At 71.7% G+C, this 15,337-nt stretch carries 13 protein-coding genes; 5 read left to right on the forward strand and 8 right to left on the reverse strand.

Features of this window, described 5'->3' with window-relative positions:
- Window positions 1–45 precede the first annotated feature (45 nt).
- Both BO39_RS19260 and BO39_RS19265 read right to left on the reverse strand, forming a co-directional pair.
- Window positions 46–1,656, reverse strand: a complete 1,611-nt coding sequence (locus BO39_RS19260) for a gamma-glutamyltransferase family protein (RefSeq protein WP_043836465.1) — start codon at window positions 1,654–1,656, stop codon at window positions 46–48.
- Between the two features lie 160 nt (window positions 1,657–1,816).
- The gene (locus tag BO39_RS19265; RefSeq protein WP_052402321.1) at window positions 1,817–3,724 is read right to left on the reverse strand and encodes a bifunctional sugar phosphate isomerase/epimerase/4-hydroxyphenylpyruvate dioxygenase family protein; all 1,908 of its coding nucleotides are present in this window, start codon (window positions 3,722–3,724) and stop codon (window positions 1,817–1,819) included.
- A 148-nt stretch (window positions 3,725–3,872) separates the two neighbouring features.
- Between BO39_RS19265 and BO39_RS19270 the strand changes: the two genes are divergently transcribed.
- From BO39_RS19270 to BO39_RS19280, 3 genes are read left to right on the forward strand one after another with little or no spacing between them, the layout of a single operon-like run.
- Window positions 3,873–4,223 (forward strand): tRNA-binding protein, encoded by a 351-nt coding sequence (locus BO39_RS19270; RefSeq protein ID WP_043836467.1) that lies wholly within the window; start codon window positions 3,873–3,875, stop codon window positions 4,221–4,223.
- Window positions 4,224–4,274: 51 nt separating this feature from the next.
- Window positions 4,275–4,769 carry a xanthine phosphoribosyltransferase gene (gpt, locus tag BO39_RS19275; RefSeq protein ID WP_043836469.1) on the forward strand — a complete coding sequence of 165 codons (495 nt, stop codon included), beginning with the start codon at window positions 4,275–4,277 and terminating at the stop codon, window positions 4,767–4,769.
- Between the two features lie 8 nt (window positions 4,770–4,777).
- Complete coding sequence (locus BO39_RS19280) at window positions 4,778–5,614, forward strand: PhzF family phenazine biosynthesis protein (RefSeq protein ID WP_043836471.1); 837 nt, start codon at window positions 4,778–4,780, stop codon at window positions 5,612–5,614.
- Between the two features lie 6 nt (window positions 5,615–5,620).
- Here the strand turns inward: BO39_RS19280 and BO39_RS19285 are convergent, their stop codons facing one another.
- Entirely contained in the window at window positions 5,621–6,925 is a 1,305-nt protein-coding gene (locus tag BO39_RS19285; RefSeq protein WP_043836473.1) for a hemolysin family protein, read from the reverse strand.
- Window positions 6,926–7,188: 263 nt separating this feature from the next.
- Here BO39_RS19285 and BO39_RS19290 point away from each other — a divergent pair, with 263 nt between their 5' ends.
- A complete protein-coding gene (locus tag BO39_RS19290) occupies window positions 7,189–10,017 on the forward strand; it encodes a glycosyltransferase (RefSeq protein WP_043836475.1) in 2,829 nt (942 codons plus the stop codon).
- Between the two features lie 155 nt (window positions 10,018–10,172).
- Complete coding sequence (locus BO39_RS19295; protein WP_043836477.1) at window positions 10,173–10,430, forward strand: hypothetical protein; 258 nt, start codon at window positions 10,173–10,175, stop codon at window positions 10,428–10,430.
- 16 nt (window positions 10,431–10,446) lie between these two features.
- Here the strand turns inward: BO39_RS19295 and BO39_RS19300 are convergent, their stop codons facing one another.
- The 5 genes from BO39_RS19300 to BO39_RS19320 are packed head-to-tail and all read right to left on the reverse strand — an operon-like array spanning window position 10,447 to window position 15,304.
- Window positions 10,447–10,884: a GNAT family N-acetyltransferase gene (locus BO39_RS19300; protein ID WP_043836479.1), complete on the reverse strand. Its 438-nt coding sequence runs from the start codon at window positions 10,882–10,884 to the stop codon at window positions 10,447–10,449.
- Window positions 10,881–11,273 (reverse strand): VOC family protein, encoded by a 393-nt coding sequence (locus tag BO39_RS19305; RefSeq protein ID WP_043836481.1) that lies wholly within the window; start codon window positions 11,271–11,273, stop codon window positions 10,881–10,883. Before BO39_RS19305 ends, BO39_RS19300 begins: the two co-directional genes overlap by 4 nt.
- A gap of 4 nt (window positions 11,274–11,277) precedes the next feature.
- Entirely contained in the window at window positions 11,278–12,771 is a 1,494-nt protein-coding gene (locus BO39_RS19310; RefSeq protein WP_043836483.1) for a M81 family metallopeptidase, read from the reverse strand.
- Between the two features lie 2 nt (window positions 12,772–12,773).
- On the reverse strand, window positions 12,774–14,015 hold the full coding sequence (locus tag BO39_RS19315) for a Zn-dependent hydrolase (RefSeq protein WP_043836564.1): 1,242 nt from the start codon (window positions 14,013–14,015) through the stop codon (window positions 12,774–12,776).
- Complete coding sequence (locus tag BO39_RS19320; protein ID WP_043836484.1) at window positions 14,012–15,304, reverse strand: ArgE/DapE family deacylase; 1,293 nt, start codon at window positions 15,302–15,304, stop codon at window positions 14,012–14,014. Before BO39_RS19320 ends, BO39_RS19315 begins: the two co-directional genes overlap by 4 nt.
- Window positions 15,305–15,337: the final 33 nt, after the last annotated feature.

Consider the following 15,337-nt stretch of genomic DNA (forward strand, 5'->3'; position numbering starts at 1 on the left):
ATCAATCAGCAGGGTGGGCCGCGCCGGGGCGCGGCCCGGATCGGGCTAGTAGCCCATCGCGCAACCGTCCTTGCGCGGGTCGGAGCCGCCGATCAGCACGCCGCGATCACGGTCGATGAGGATCGCCTGGCCGCCGCCATGCGGCTTCTTGATGAGCTTCGGCTGATGGCCAAGGGCGGCGAGCTGGCCCTTCAGCGCCTCCGGCAGGCCGGTCTCGATCTCGACGTCGCGGTGGTTGGCGCCGACGCTCGGGAAGACGCGGGTCAGGTCCAGCGCCTCCTGCACGTCCATGCCGAACTGGAAGTGGTTCGTCAGGAACCAGCTCTGCCCCATCGGCTGGAAGTGCCCGCCCATGACGCCGTAGGGCATGATCGCCTGGCCGTCCTTCATCACCATGCCAGGGATGATCGTGTGCATCGGGCGCTTGCGCGGCGCGATGCAGTTCGGGTGGCCTTCCTGGAGCCGGAACCCGAAGCCGCGGTTCTGCAGCATGACGCCGCAGCCCTCGGCGAGGATGCCCGAGCCGAAGCCCTCGAAGAGCGAGTTGATGAAGGAGCAGGCGTTCCCGTCCTTGTCGACGACCGTGAGGTAGACGGTGTCCTTGTGCTTCTGCCAGTCCACGTCGCCGGGCGGCGGCAGCTCCACCATCGCCTTGTCGTCGCTGATCATGCCGCGGAGCTTGTTGAGGTAGTCGTCCGACAGGAGCTTTGCGAGCGGCACCTCGACCTGGGAGGGATCGGCGAGGAAAGCGTCGCGGTCGCGGTAGACGAGGCGCGCGGCCTCGAGGTGCCGGTGCAGGCGCGTGGCGGTCAACGGGCCGCCCGGGTCGGGGAAGCCGTCGAGAATGCCGAGCAGCATGAGGACCAGCAGGCCTGAGCCGTTGGGCGGGCACTGGAAGACCTCCATTCCCCGCCACTTGCGGGAGATCGGGTCCACGAAGTTGGCGCCGTTCAGGCCCTCGGCGAAGTCCTCCTCAGTGTGGCTGCCGCCGGCCTCGCGGAGGGCGCGCACCATGTCGGCCGCGATGGGGCCGGTGTAGAAGGCGCGGGCGCCGTCCTTGCCGATGGCGCGCAGCGTCTTGCCGAGCTCGGGCTGGACGAAGCGGTCGCCGAAGGCGTAGGCGCGGCCGTCCTTCAGGAAGCGCCGGCTGGAGGCCGGGTTCTTCGAGAGCTTCTCCACGCTGTCCTCCCAATCCGCGGAGACGCGGGAGGAGACGGCGAAGCCCTGTTCGGCGAAGCCGATGGCGGGCTGGAGAATCCTCTCCATGCTGAGCTTGCCGTGGGCCTTGTTCAGCGTCTCCCAGGCGGAGACCGCGCCGGGGACGGTGACGGAATGGGCGGAGGTGTTGACCATGGCGGTCAGCCCGTCGGCCCGCAGGCGCTCGGGCGTCGCGCCCGCAGGGGCCCGGCCGGAGCCGTTGATCGCGATTACGCCGCCGGAGGCCGGGGCATAGAGGCAGAAGCAGTCGCCGCCGATGCCTGTGGACTGGGGCTCCACCACGCCGAGGACCGCGCAGGCGGCGATCGCCGCGTCGAGGGCGTTGCCGCCGGCGCGCATCGTGTCGAGGGCCGCGAGGGTCGCGACGGGCATGGAGGTCGCGGCCATCGCGTTGAGGGCCATGGCCGGGCTGCGCCCGGGAAGGTGAAGGTCGCGCATTGGCTGGACAGAGCCCCCCATTGTCGTCGGCAGGTCCGCCCCCCGAAGGCCCTGGGCCGGGGAGAACGGCTGCTGGTTCCGCGGCCCTCCCGTCCCGTGACGGTCCGGCCGCGCCCGACCGGGATACGCCGGCTTGTGCGGGCAGGAAAGCCCGCCTCCTTCAACTGCCTGGGGGCATCCAGGGACGTGCCCGGGCCTGGGCGGCCATGCGGACGCCGGCATTGGCCGCCCCGTAGCCGTCGTAGCCGCCGCGGCGCTCCACCACCTCGAAGAAGAAGCGGTCCTCGAAGGAGACGGTGTAGGCGTGGAGGAAGGCGCCCCCCTGCCCGTCTCCGTCGTATAGGAGATGACCGCGCTCCAGTGCTTCCAACTCCTCATCGCCAAGGCCGAACCGGGCACCGAGGTCCTCGTAGTAGTTGGCGGGGATCTCCAGCATCGGCGCTGCCCGGCCGGCAACGAAGGCTGCGGCGTCCGTGGTGGAGAAGGCGACGTGGTGCACCCCCGCTCCCGCGATGGCCGAGACGAAGCGCCCAGTGGCCGTCTGCCGGCTTTCCGACACGTTGAGCGGCATCCTGACGCGGCCGGCGGGGTCCGCCATCGCGCGGCTGCGGACGAGGCCCTGCGGGTCCGGCAGGTCGAGCGGCGCCCCCGGCTCCAGCCCGAAGACGGCGCGGTGAAAGAGGACAAAGCCGTCCATCTGGCCGCCGCTGAGGGCGTGAGCGACGTGGTCCACCCCCTCCAGGGCGGGCCGGGCGGATTCGCCGGGGAGGAGGTGGAAGTCGCTTTCCCAGATGCTGCGCGCGCCGGGCTCGACCAGGTAGATGAGTGTGCCGTCCGGTGCGCGGACGGCGGGGATGGTGCGCTCCCCCTCCCCCACCCGTTCCCGCCAGGTGGAGCAGAGAAGGGCCTCGGCCCGGGAAAGAGTGCGGGTGGCGTCGTCCACCCGGAGTGCCGTCGCGCAGACCGAGGCGCCGTGCAGCTCGAAATGGCCGGCCGCGGCGCTGTCGGGCTCGGCGTTCAGCACGAGGTTCACGCCGCCCTGGCGCCAGAGCTCCACGGCTTTGGAGCGGTGCTGGCCGGCCTTGCGGAAGCCGAGGGTGGAGAGGAAGGCCGCGAGCTCCACGCCGCGCCGCTCGTCCACGGCGAATTCGAGGAACTCGACGCCACCCAGGGCGGGCGGCGGCGGGAGGGGCGCGGCGGGAACGGAGGGGCCGGCGATGACGGAATCAAGCCAGATGAGGGAGCGATGGCCATCGCGCGCGATGCGCCGGGCTGGCGCGGCGCGGAACTCGTCATTGAACACCTCGAGCGAGAGGGGACCGGTGTAGCCCGCCTCCAGCACGGCACGGGTGAAGCCGGCGACCGCCAGTTCCCCCTGGCCGGGGAAATTGCGGAAGTGGCGGGACCAGCCGAGCACGTCCATCGTCAGCCGCGGCGCGTCGGCGAGCTGCACGAAGGCGATGCGCTCCCCCGGCACTTCGGCGGCGAGGCCGTCCAGCGTGTCTCCCAGCGCCAGGGTGTGGAAGCTGTCGAGGATGAGGCCGAGGGCCGGGTGGTCCGCGCGCTGCACGATGTCCCATGCCTGGCGCCAGCGGTTGACGTGCCGGCCCCAGGAGAGTGCTTCATAGCCGACGCGGAGGCCTCGGCCGGCAGCGCGCTCGGCCATCTCTCGTAGGTCGGCGGCGGCCCGGGCGGGGTCGTCGAGGGCGGCGGGCTGGGTGTTGCTGCAAACGAGGACGAGATCGGTGCCGAGGGCCTGCATGAGGTCGAACTTCCGCTCGGCCCGGTCCATGTTCCGCCGCCTCTGCGGCTCGGGCATCGCCTCGAAGTCGCGAAAGGGCTGGAAGATGGTGATGCCAATCCCGAGGTCGGCCGCCATGGCGCGGACCCCTTCGGGCGGGCCGTCATGGGTCAACAGATCCTGCTCGAAGATCTCCACCCCCGCGAAGCCCGCGGAGGCCGCGGCCTCCAGCTTGTCCGGCAGGCTGCCGGATAGGCAGACAGTGGCGATGGATTTCGGCAGGGCGCGGAAGGCGGCGCCGGGCGGCTCACGGGTGGGTTCGGGCATGCAATCCCTGGTGCGGTACTGGGTGCGGTACTGGGCGCGGGCCGCCGGCGGGATGCGCCGGCCGGGCCCGCGAGGCCGGCGCACCCCAGTTTAGAGCGGATCGCCGCCCCCTCTTCCAGCCCGCCGCGCCCTCCGCTATGCGCGGCGGATGGAGACGCCCGCCACCCCCGCCACCTTCGCCGAGTTCGAGCGCATCGAGATCCGTGCCGGCACGGTGGTGGAGGCGCGGCCCTTCCCGGAGGCGCGCAAGCCCGCGATCCAGCTCGTGATCGATTTCGGCGAGGGGATCGGCCTCCGCCGCTCCTCCGCCCAGATCACGGTTCACTACACGCCGGAGGCGCTGGTGGGGCGGCAGGTGATGGCGGTGGTGAACTTCGCCCCCCGCCGCATCGCCGGCTTCTCGAGCGAGGTGCTGGTGCTGGGCGTGCCGGACGAGGAGGGCGCGGTGGTGCTGCTGCGTCCCGACCAGGCCGTTCCCAACGGCGCGCGGATGTTCTGAGCCCCTCTCCGCCCCCTTATCCCGACAAGCCGCTCCGAGAGGACTGCGACCATGCCTCGCTACTACACCGTAACCTGGGACCAGCTTCACCGCGACGCCAAGGCGCTGGCCTGGCGCCTGGTGGGCAAGGGCCCGGTGGAGGGCGGCTTCAGGGGCATCGTCGCCATCACCCGCGGTGGCCTCATCCCCGCGGCCATCGTCGCGCGGGAGCTGGACTGCCGGCTGATCGAGAGCGTCTCCGTCGTTACCTATGACGAGGAGGAAATGGGCAAGCCGCGCGTCGTGAAGCCGCCAGCGGCCGCGGGCACAGGGGCCGGCTGGCTGGTCCTGGACGACCTCGTGGACACCGGGACCACGGCCAAGGTGGTGCGCGCCATGCTGCCCGAGGCGCATTTCGCCACGATCTACGCCAAGCCCGCTGGGCGCCCGCTGGTGGACAGCTTCATCACCGAGGTGAGCCAGGACACCTGGATCCTTTTTCCCTGGGATACCGAGCCGCAGTTCGTCGCGCCCATCATCAAGACGGCCGGCGCGGCCGGGGCGTAGCGGGCATCATGGACCTCGGCCGGGTACAGCGGATCGCCGCCTTCTCGGTCGGCAACACCGGGGGCAACCCGGCGGGGGTGGTGATCACGGACTCCCTGCCCGAGGAGGCAGCGATGCAGGCGCTGGCCGCGGAGGTCGGCTATTCCGAGACCGCCTTTGCCGCGCCCGAGGGCGACGGGTGGCGCGTGCGCTACTTCGCGCCGGCGATCGAGGTGCCCTTCTGCGGCCACGCGACCATCGCGCTCGGCGCGGCGCTGGCGCTGCGGCACGGCCACGGCTGCTACGCCCTGCGTCTGAACGAAGGGGCGATCACGGTGGAGGGATGGCGGGAGGGCGGTCTGCGCGCCGCCCTGCAGTCGCCGCCGACACGCAGCGGGGCGGCGCCACCGGCACTGCTGGCGGAGGCGCTGGAGCTCTTCGGGATCGAGCCGGGGGCGCTGGACCCGCGCATCCCGCCCTCGCTCGCCGAAGCCGGCGCGCGCCACCTCGTCCTCGCGCTGCGGGAGCGGTCGGCGCTCGTGGCCATGCGCTACGACCTTGCCCGGGGCGCCGCGATGATGGCGGCGGCGGGTCTGGCGACGGTCGCGCTGGTGCGGGCCGAAGGGCCTTCCCTCTTTCACGCCCGCAACGCCTTCGCGGTCGGCGGCGTGGCCGAGGACCCGGCGACCGGCGCTGCCGCCGCGGCGCTCGGCGGTCTGCTCCGGGACCTTGGCTGGCCGCATGGCGGGCGCATCGAGATCCGGCAGGGTGAGGATATGGGGGTGCCCTGCCTGCTTCACGCCGCTATCCCGGCGGAGCGGGGCGCCTCCGTCCGGGTCTCCGGAAGCGCGCGCCTCATCGGCTGAGCACCCTCAGGCGGAGACGGGCTCGTCCTTGGCGACGAGGATCTTGTCCACGCGGCGCCCGTCCATGTCCACGATCTCAAAACGCCAGCCGCCGAAGACGATGCGGTCCCCCTCCTTCGGCACGCGGCGGAGCAGCGCGAGCATGAGGCCCGCCACCGTGTGGTAGGTGCCAGGCTGCGGCAGCACCGGCAGGTCGAGGCGTGCTTTCAGCTCGTCGCTCGGCATCATCCCGTCCAGCAGCAGGCTGCCGTCGTGGCGCTCCACCGCGGGACCGGCGGAGGGCAGGCTGGCAGGCGCACCGAGCTCGCCGACGATGGCTTCGAGCAGGTCGGAGGCGGTGACGACGCCCTCGAAGGAACCGTACTCGTCCATCACGAGCGCGAGGCCGAGCGGGTCCTGGCGGATGCGCTCCAGCGCGTCGAGCGCCGACAGGTTGTCGGGCAGCACCATGGGCCGGCGCAGGGCCGCCGCGACCGAAAGGGGGGTGCCGGAGAGGACCTGGTCCAGCAGGTCCTTGGCTGCGACGACCCCGACCACGTTGTCCACCCGCCCGTCCGCCACGATGAAGCGGTTGACGGTCTCGCCCTTCAGCTTCTCCGAGACCTCCTCCGGCGTCGCGGCGCGGTCGAGCCAGACGATCTCGGGACGCGGCGTCATCAGGGCGCGGATGGGCTTGTCGGCCAGGCGGAGGACGCGCTCGATCATGTGGCGCTCCTCCGTCTCCAGCGCACCGGCCTGGGCGCCCTCGGCCACCACGGCCTTCACCTCCTCTTCCGTCACGGACTGCTCGATTGGGTGGTTGGCGCCCAGCAGGCGCAGCACGAGGTTCGAGGAGGAAGACAGCACCCAGACCACCGGCGCCGAGATGCGGGACAGCTTGGACATGGGGCGTGCGACCAGCGCCGCGATCCGCTCGGGGTGGCGGAGCGCGAGCTGCTTCGGCACCAGCTCCCCCAGGATAAGGGAGAGATAGGTGATGAGCACGACGACGAGAACAAGCGCCACCTCGGTGCCATAGGGGGCGACGCCCGGGATGGCGTCCAGCACCGGGCCGAGGGTGGCGGAAAGCCGCGCGCCGCCGAAGGTGCCGGCCACGACGCCGATAAGGGTGATGCCCACCTGAACCGTCGGCAGGAAGCGCTGCGGGTCGTCCGCCAGCTCCATCGCGACGGTGGCCCCGGGTGAGCCGGCGCGCTCGAGCGCCGTCAGCCGGGCGCGCCGCGCGGAGACGATCGCCAGCTCGCTCATGGAGAAGACGCCGTTCAGCAGCACCAGGAGGAGGACGATGCCGATTTCGAGGAGCGCCGACATGATGGGGGTTGGGTTCCTTCGCTGAGCATGGGAGGCTGGACGGCCGATCGGGGAGATAACACCCAAGGCCCCCGGCGGTCGTCCCCTGCCTTTGTTTTACACTGCGCAACATCATCACGCTGCGCCGCAATATTGCCGCGATTGGGCCGGACCGGCGCCTCAGCCGGAACGCTTCATCAGGGTGAGCGCAGGTCTCTCCCGCTCCATGTCGCCCGGATCGGCCGGGTGGTGGACGGGGGCGCCGCGCCGGAGCCCTGCACGCGATGAACGCGCTCGCCGCCCCGCGCCCTTCCAACAACCCCGAACCCATGCTGTCCGGTTCGCGTCCCCCGCCGTCCTCCGTGGCGGGGCGCCTCGGGCGGCACCGCGTCACCCTCGCGATCCTGCTGGTCGTTGCCCTCGCGCATCTTGGCGCCTGGTGGGCGATGAACCGCCCGGTCTCGATGCCTGACTTCCGGGGCCAGGTGAACGGCCTCGCCTTCGCCCCCTATCAGCGCGGCCAGAGCGCCGAGGGCACGAACTGGCCCACGCCCGACCAGATCGAGGGCGACATCCGCCGTGTCTCGGGCATGACGCGCCACATCCGGACCTACGCCGTCCACGGCGGGATGGAGCGGATCCCGGAGATCGCGCGCGCCGCCTATCCCGACATGCGGGTGACGCTCGGCTCCTGGCTGGACCGGCGGCTGGACCGCAACGCCGCCGAGATCCGCCGCCTCGTGCAGGTGGCGCGCGAGAGCCGCAACGTCGAGCGCGTGCTGGTCGGCAACGAGGCCGTGCTGCGCGGCGACGTGACCCCCGCGCAGATGGTCGGCTACATCGAGCAGGTACGGCGCCAGGTGCGCCAGCCCGTCTCCACCGCCGAGCCCTGGCACGTCTGGATGGACCACCCCGAGCTCGGCAACGCGGTGGACTACATCACCATCCACCTGCTGCCTTACTGGGAGGGGCTGCCGGTCGATAACGCGCTGCGCTTCATCATGGAGAAGTACGACGCCGTGCGGGCGCGCTTCCCCGGCAAGCGCGTGGTCATCGGCGAGGTCGGCTGGCCCTCCGACGGCGTGGCGCAGGGCGCCGCCCGCGCGAGCCGCGTGAACCAGGCGCTGTTCATGCGCAGCTTCTTCAACATCGCCGAGGCCCGCGGCCTCGAGTACTTCGTGATGGAGGCCTTCGACCAGCCCTGGAAGACCTCCTTCGAGGGCCGTGCGGCCGGCCACTGGGGCATGTACGACCTCGACCGCGCGCAGAAGTGGCCGCTGACGGGCCCCGTGCAGGAGACGCCGGCCTGGCTCGGCTGGGCGCTGGGCGCGAGCTTCGCGGCCTTCCTCTCGGCCTTCTTCTTCCTCTCCCGCCGGCCCGACATCCGCTGGCAGGGCAAGCTGATGCTCGCGGCTCTGTCGCAGGGGTTCGTGGCGCTCGGCACCTGCGTCGTGCTGGCGATGAGCGAGACCTACATGTCGACGACCGCGGGCGTGGTCTGGAGCCTGCTGGTCGCGGGGCAGGTGCTGCTGCTGGCGATCCTGCTCTCGGACGGCTTCGAGCTGGCTGAGACCGTCTGGGGCCGCGTGAGCAAGCGCCAGTGGGCGCCGGTGCCCGCGCCCGAGGGCACCCCGCTGCCCAAGGTCTCGATCCACCTGCCGATCTGCAACGAGCCGCCCGCGATGGTCCGGGAGACGCTCGATGCCCTCGCCGCCCTCGACTACCCCGACTTTGAGGTGCTGGTGGTGGACAACAACACCACCGACCCGGCGCTCTGGGAGCCGGTGGCCGAGCACTGCGCGCGGCTCGGCGCCCGCTTCCGCTTCTTCCACCTTGGCAAGTGGCCCGGGTTCAAGGCGGGGGCGCTGAACTTCGCCCTGCGCGAGACGGCGCCGGACGCCGCCGTGATCGGCGTGCTCGACAGCGACTACACCGTGCGACCGGACTGGCTGCGCCGGATGGTGCCGTTCTTCAACCGCCCCGAGGTCGGCTTCACCCAGTCGCCGCAGGACTACCGCGACGCGCATGGCGGCCTCTTCAAGCGGCTGATGTTCTGGGAGTATGCCGGGTTCTTCAAGGCGGGGATGGTCACGCGCAACGAGCGCAATGCCATCATCCAGCACGGCACGATGACCCTCATCCGCAAGTCCGCGCTGGTTGGCGCCGCGGTGGAGGGCAAGGCCTGGGCGGAGTGGTGCATCTGCGAGGACAGCGAGCTCGGCCTTCGCCTGATGCGGCGGGGCTGGGAGGCGGTCTACTGCCCGGACTCGATGGGCCGCGGCGTGATGCCCGATGACTTCTCGGCCTATCGCAAGCAGCGCCACCGCTGGGCCTTCGGCGCGGTGCAGATCGTGAAGGGCCACTGGCGCGCGCTGCTCAACCCCTTCAACCGCAGCCTCACCCAGGGCCAGCGCTTCCACTTCGTCATGGGCTGGATGCCCTGGCTGGGCGATGCGCTGGGGCTGGCCTTCGTGCTCGGCGGCCTCGTGTGGTCGGTCGGCCTGGTGCTGATCCCCCTGACGCGGCTCTACCCGTCCTTCGACCTCTTCGGGATGCACCTGCAGACCGAGGGGCTGCGGACCGCGCTCGTCGCCGCCGGGCTGTCCGACGAGTTCCCGATCACCCTCTTCATGATCCCGAGCCTCGGCCTCTTCGCCTTCAAGCTCGCGCAGATCTGGACGCTCTACCGCGCCCGGGTCGCCTGCGGGCCTTGGGACCGGCTCGGCGCGGCGCTGGGCGGCCTGGCGCTGACGCACACGATCGGCAAGGCGGTGTGGCAGGGCTTCTTCAAGCGGCGCGCGCACTTCGCCCGCACGCCGAAGATGGAGAACGCGCCCGCCCTGGTGCAGGGACTGATGACGGCGCGGCAGGAGGGAATGGTGATGCTGCTCCTCTGGCTCGCGGCCGCCGGCATCACCCTCGCCCATCGCGGCGGCACGTGGGAGGCGATCCTCTGGACCGTGATCCTGCTGGTGCAGTCGGTCCCCTACCTCGCGGCGGTGTCGATGGCGCTGGTGGCGGCCATGCCGGCGCGACAGACGTCGGCGGTGCTGGGTGCGGTTTCCGCCCAGTCCTCCGCAGGGCAGGCAGTGGCGCGGACGGAGATGCGCTAGCTGCGCTTCAGGCCGATCGGTACGGGCCGCGAGGGTGACCTCGCGGCCCGTTCCATTTTTGATGCAAGAAGTGAAAATGGTTAACGATGTTTGAAGATACGAGACGGGGAGGAAAGGCGTTAAGGCCTCACTAACGCTTCAGGAGCCCGTAGCGAATGGCCGAGATCCTTCCCCTCACCCGCAGCCCGCAGGAGCGGCTCCAAGCCGCGCTCCGGCTTCTCGCCCTGGCGCAGGAGGAGCAGCGCGTGGCCGTGAACGCCTTCCGCGAGAACCTGTATGTGCTGCGCGACACGACGGCGAAGCTGCAGGACAGCGTGCACGGCTGGAACCGCGCCGTGGCCGCGACCGGCAAGGACCTGGAGACCGCGCGGGAGGCCGTGCAAACGCTGGCGAGGACCGCCGCCGCCATGTGACTCGCGCCGCCGTTCGTCAGAGCGGCCGCACATGAGTGGCGGAGCGCAGGACGGCCGGCAGGAAACCGCAGGCCTCGTAGAAGCGCCCCGCCGCCGCCGGGGCACGGACCCGCACGGAATGGAATCCGTGCCCCCGCGCCGCCTCCACGATCGCCTCCACCAAGGCGCGCCCTAATCCCCTCCCCCGGTGCGCGGAAGCGACGTAGAGACGGCGGACGCGGCCTGTCGAGGCGTCCTCGGCATAGGGGTCGACGGTCAGGCCGCCCATCCCCGCCAGCGCGCCGTCCTGCCAAGCGGCGAAGAGCGCCTCTCCCGGCGCGTCGAAGCGCATGGCGCCGCTGCGCCAGTCCTCCTCCAGCACCCGCAGCATCTTCCAGCCCTCCGCCATCGCTGTTTCTCGAAGCTGGGAGAAGCCGGGCGGCAGGGCGCCCACCCGCGTGACGGCAATGCTCATCCGCCGCGATGGACAACGTGGAGCTTGTTGCCCTCGGGGTCGCGCATGTAGGCGCCGTAGTAGTCGGGGGCATAGCGCGGGCGTGGGCCGGGAGCGCCCTCGTCCGTGCCGCCATGGGCGAGGGCGGCGGCGTGGGCCGCGTCCACCGCCTCTCGGCTCGGCGCCATGAAGGCGACCATGCAGCCGTTGCCCGGCGAGGGAGGCCGGCCGTCGAAGGGTTCCTGCACGTCGAAGGTCGGATGGCGCTGGCCGGGCGCGCGCCAGCAGACACCGCGCGGGCCGCCGGCCGAGTCCGGTCCCCGTTCGAGCCCGAGAGGAATGAGCACCGCGTCGTAGAAGCGCGCCATCGCCTCCACGTCGCGCGCGCCGACCATCACGTGACTGAACATCGCCCTACCTCGTCGCCTCGTTGGCGCCAGGACGAAGGCGCAGGCCGGGGCGAAGGTTGCGGAAGGGCAGCGTCGCGGGATCGGCCACCACGGGGCCGGGCGCGGCGACGACGAGCACGCGCTCGGCGATCGGGCCGAAATCGGCTCGGAAATGGACACTGGACTTCACCGCCACGATGGCTTCCTGCGCCGGTTCCACGCCGAGATGGCGGAAAAGGGCGAGGTCGTACGCCTGCATCTTGCGGCTCGTCACGATCGCCCGCACCCCGCCGATGGAGATGAGCGCGGAGGGTCCGAGATCAGCGGGGTTGCCGCCGGCCATGGCGCCCGTGCAGGTGAAGCGCCCGTTGGAGAGGCGTAGCACCCGCGCGCTGACATCCAGCGGCGCGCCGTCGCTCTTGCCGCCGAGGCGGAGCGAGACGGTCGCCCCCTCCCCCGCCTTGTGGCACGCGCGCGCGCTCTCGGCGTCGTTGATGGAGCCGAGCACGGCCTTATTCGCCTTCTGCCGCACGAGTTCTGCCAGGAGGCCGGTGGTGTCGCCGTGGCCGCCACCGCCGGGATTGTCCTGCGTGTCCGCGAGGATGACGGGGCGCGCAGCCTTCACCTTCATCGCCTCCGCGACCGCGCGGTCGGCGGGGAGGATCTCGCCGGCAAAGTCGCGTTCCCTGCGGTTCAGAAGGGCAAGGAACTCGTCGGCCGCGGCGTCCGCCGCGGGTTGCTCGGCCGCATAGGCGGCGATGGCCATGCCGCAGCCCGGGAAGTCGGCGTAGGGAAAGCCGAAGCAGAAGGCGAGCTCCGCGACTCCGTGTCGCGTGGCGATGCGCTCGCGCTCGGCGAAGACCTCGCTCATAGGGGGGACCAGCGTGCATTGGCTGGTGATGGGCAGGAGGAAATCCACCTGGCGGAAGGCACGGGCGAAAGGGCGGCCGCGGCGGGCACGCTCGACCAGCAGGCGCAGCGCGCGGGCGCCCGCCTGCTTCATGTCCACATGCGGGTAGGTGCGGAACGGCGAGAGCGCATCGGCGCGCTCCACCATCCCGGCCGTGAGGTTGCAGTGGGGATCGAGGCTGCAGACAAGCGGCATGTCCGGCCCGGCGACGGCGCGCACGCGGCGCAGCAGCTCGCCCTCCGCGTCCGGGAAGGCCTCGGCGACCATGGCGCCGTGCAGGTCGAGATAGACGCCGTCGAGGGGGCCCTGTGCCAGGGCCTCGATCAGGTCGGAAACGATCCAGGCAGCGACGCGCTCAAAGGCCTCGGCGGTGACCGGCCCGGCCGGGTTGGCGAAGGCCCAGGAAAGGGGCGCGACCGCGATGCCGCTGCGCTCGGCGGCCGCGATGGCGCCGGCGGCGGGGACGCCGGTGGTGCGGAGACCGTCGAGCAGCGTGGCCGGCCGCATCGGCGCGGGCCAACCGCCGGGTTCGGCGAAGTCCCGCCAGCCCGTCGCGATGGGGGCGAAGGAGTGGCTCTCGTGCAGGAAGCCGCCGATGGCGATACGCATGCTCAGCCCTTCGCGATGCCGGCCGTGGCGAGGACGGCGTCGGCCAGGACGAGCATCCCGGCCTCCGCCTGGGACGGGGTAATGCTCTCGGCCTCGTTGTGGCTGATGCCGCCGAGGCAGGGGGTGAAGATCATGACGCTCGGCACCTGGCGGGCGACATAGACGGCGTCGTGCCCGATGCCGGTGGGCATGTCGCGGAAGCGGAGGTTGCGGCCCGCCGCGGCATCGCGGAGGCGCCCGGCCAGGGCGGGGTCGAAGCCGGTCTGGGGGAAGGACCAGAAGGGGGTGACCTCGACCTCCACGCCTCGTTCGGCGGCGACCGCACGGGCGCGCTCGTGCAGGGCCTCGGCCATGCGGTCGAGCGCGGCCTCGTCGCCGTTGCGAAAATCAACGCTGAAGGCGGTGCGGGAGGGGACCACATTGCGGCTGGAGGGCTCGACGGCGATGCGGCCGACGGTACCGCGAGCGTCGCCGCCGGCCTCGCGGGCGATGGCCTCGATACCCCGGACAAGGAGAGCGGCGGCGACGAGCGCGTCGCGGCGGTGGGACATGGCGCCGCCGGCATGGGATTCCTCGCCCGCGACGGTCACGTCGAACCATTGCTGGGCCAGGGCGTGGGTGACGACGCCGATATCGAGGCCTTCCCTCTCGAGGATCGGGCCCTGCTCGATGTGCAGTTCGAAATAGGCCTCGAGGTCGTGGAGGCCCGCCGGATCCGCCTCGCCGCTCCAGCCGATGGCGGCGAGCGCATCGCCGAAGCGCGTGCCCTCGGGGTCGCGGATGTCGAGCACCTCCGCCTCCGTGAAGGCGCCCATGGCGGCGCCGCTTCCCATCATCGGCGGGGAGAAGCGGGCGCCCTCCTCGTTCGTCCAGTTGATGAGGAGCAGCGGGGCCTCGGTCTCCGTGCCGGCCTCGTGCAGCGCGCGCATCACCTCAAGCCCGGCCAGCACGCCGAGCACCCCGTCGAACTTGCCGCCCGTGGGCTGGGTGTCGAGATGGCTGCCGATGGCGACAGGCCGGCGGGAGGCGTCGCGGCCCGGGCGCAGCAGCGCCATGTTGCCCAGGCGGTCGGTGGTCAGCGCGAGGCCGACCTCCGCGCCCCAGCGGGCGAGAAGCGCCCTGCCCTCTCCGTCGAGTGCCGTCAGCGCCTGGCGGTTGCAGCCGCCCTTCGGCGTGGCGCCGATCCGCGCCATCTCCATCAGCGAATCCCAGAGGCGCGCGCCGGAGAGCGGGATGTTGCTCACGCCGCGCGCTCCACCCCGCACCACTCGGCCATCAGCAGCGCGATGCTGCGCGTGATGGCGTGCATGGAGGCGAGGGAGACGCTCTCGTCGATGCCGTGGATGTCCTGGGCGTCCGGGCCGAAGCAGGCGACGGGCGTGTCCTGGTAGAGGGTGAAGAAGCGGCCGTCCGTCAGGCCCGTCGCGGGATAGTCGCGCAACTCGGCGCCCGCCACGTCGGCGTAGCTGCGGCGGGCGAGGCGGCAGATCTCGCTCTCCATGTCGAAGGCGCAGGCATCGGCCATGAAGCCCTTGAACTCGAGCGCCACCTTCGTGCCGCGCAGCGCCGGGTCGGCCGCGGCTTCCGCAACGATGCGCTCGATGTCCGCCTTGGTCTGCGCGGCGCTGTAGCCGAGCATGACGCCGACGCGGAGACCGATGCGCGCGCGGGTCGGCACGCTGCTGTTCCACTCCCCGCCCTCGATCGTGCCGAGATTGACGTTGACCGGATGGTTCACGCCGCGGAAGGCCGCGTGGACATTCTCCGCCCGGTTGCGCTCGTTCTCGTAGTCCTTGAAGCGACGGGCGATGGCCATGGCGGCCTCGATCGCGTTGATGCCCGCATGCATGTCCCGCACATGCGTTGGGCGGCCGGTGACGGTGACCCAGGCCCAGACGACGCCTACTTCCGCCGAGTACATGGCGGCCATGGACGGGCCGGGCTCGGGGATCACCACGGCATCGGTGCGCGGCATGGCGAGCATGGTGGCGAGCGCGCCGTTGCCCGAGCACTCCTCCTCGATCACCGCCTGCATCTGCACGGGGGCGGCGGGCTGCAGGCCGGCGAGGCGCAGCGCCTGGAAGGCCGTCAGATAGGAGACGATGCCGGCCTTCATGTCGCCGGCGCCGCGTCCAAACATCCGGCCATCGCGCACCGAGGGCTCGAAGGGCGGGGTGATCCAGAGGTCGGCCGCGCCCTCGGGCACCACGTCCACATGGCCCTGGAGCGCGAGGCTGCGGCCGCGGACCTCGCGGGGCGTGTGGATGGCCGCCACGTTGTCGCGGCCCTCGTAGGAGATGAGCGGCGGCGAGAAGCCGGGATGGTCGCGGAGCCTCTCCGGCAGGGTCGGGATGCGCCTCGGGGCGAGGCCAAGCGATTCGAGGTTCGCGGCCATGAGGTCGAGCGCCCCGGCCTCGTTCCCCAGGGTGGAGGCGCAACGGACCAGGGCGGCGAGGCGGTCGGTGGCCTCGCCCTCCAGGGCCGTGACGGCGTCGAGGATGGCGCGGCGGGCGCCGGGGTCGAGATCGGGCATGGGCTGTCCTGGCCGGGTGGAGGCGCGGCAGGC

It is taken from the genome of Roseomonas aerilata DSM 19363 (assembly GCF_000711725.1).
Classification (GTDB): domain Bacteria; phylum Pseudomonadota; class Alphaproteobacteria; order Acetobacterales; family Acetobacteraceae; genus Roseomonas; species Roseomonas aerilata.

Excerpts from the sequence above, each read along its gene's own strand:
- BO39_RS19265 (WP_052402321.1), bottom strand. The coding sequence starts at position 3,724 with ATGCCCGAACCCACCCGTGAGCCGCCCGGCGCCGCCTTCCGCGCCCTG.
- BO39_RS19320 (WP_043836484.1), bottom strand. The coding sequence starts at position 15,304 with ATGCCCGATCTCGACCCCGGCGCCCGCCGCGCCATCCTCGACGCCGTC.
- BO39_RS19290 (WP_043836475.1), top strand. The coding sequence starts at position 7,189 with ATGAACGCGCTCGCCGCCCCGCGCCCTTCCAACAACCCCGAACCCATG.
- BO39_RS19280 (WP_043836471.1), top strand. The coding sequence starts at position 4,778 with ATGGACCTCGGCCGGGTACAGCGGATCGCCGCCTTCTCGGTCGGCAAC.
- BO39_RS19270 (WP_043836467.1), top strand. The coding sequence starts at position 3,873 with ATGGAGACGCCCGCCACCCCCGCCACCTTCGCCGAGTTCGAGCGCATC.
- BO39_RS19305 (WP_043836481.1), bottom strand. The coding sequence starts at position 11,273 with ATGTTCAGTCACGTGATGGTCGGCGCGCGCGACGTGGAGGCGATGGCG.
- BO39_RS19285 (WP_043836473.1), bottom strand. The coding sequence starts at position 6,925 with ATGTCGGCGCTCCTCGAAATCGGCATCGTCCTCCTCCTGGTGCTGCTG.
- BO39_RS19300 (WP_043836479.1), bottom strand. The coding sequence starts at position 10,884 with ATGAGCATTGCCGTCACGCGGGTGGGCGCCCTGCCGCCCGGCTTCTCC.
- BO39_RS19310 (WP_043836483.1), bottom strand. The coding sequence starts at position 12,771 with ATGCGTATCGCCATCGGCGGCTTCCTGCACGAGAGCCACTCCTTCGCC.
- gpt (WP_043836469.1), top strand. The coding sequence starts at position 4,275 with ATGCCTCGCTACTACACCGTAACCTGGGACCAGCTTCACCGCGACGCC.
- BO39_RS19260 (WP_043836465.1), bottom strand. The coding sequence starts at position 1,656 with ATGCGCGACCTTCACCTTCCCGGGCGCAGCCCGGCCATGGCCCTCAAC.
- BO39_RS19295 (WP_043836477.1), top strand. The coding sequence starts at position 10,173 with ATGGCCGAGATCCTTCCCCTCACCCGCAGCCCGCAGGAGCGGCTCCAA.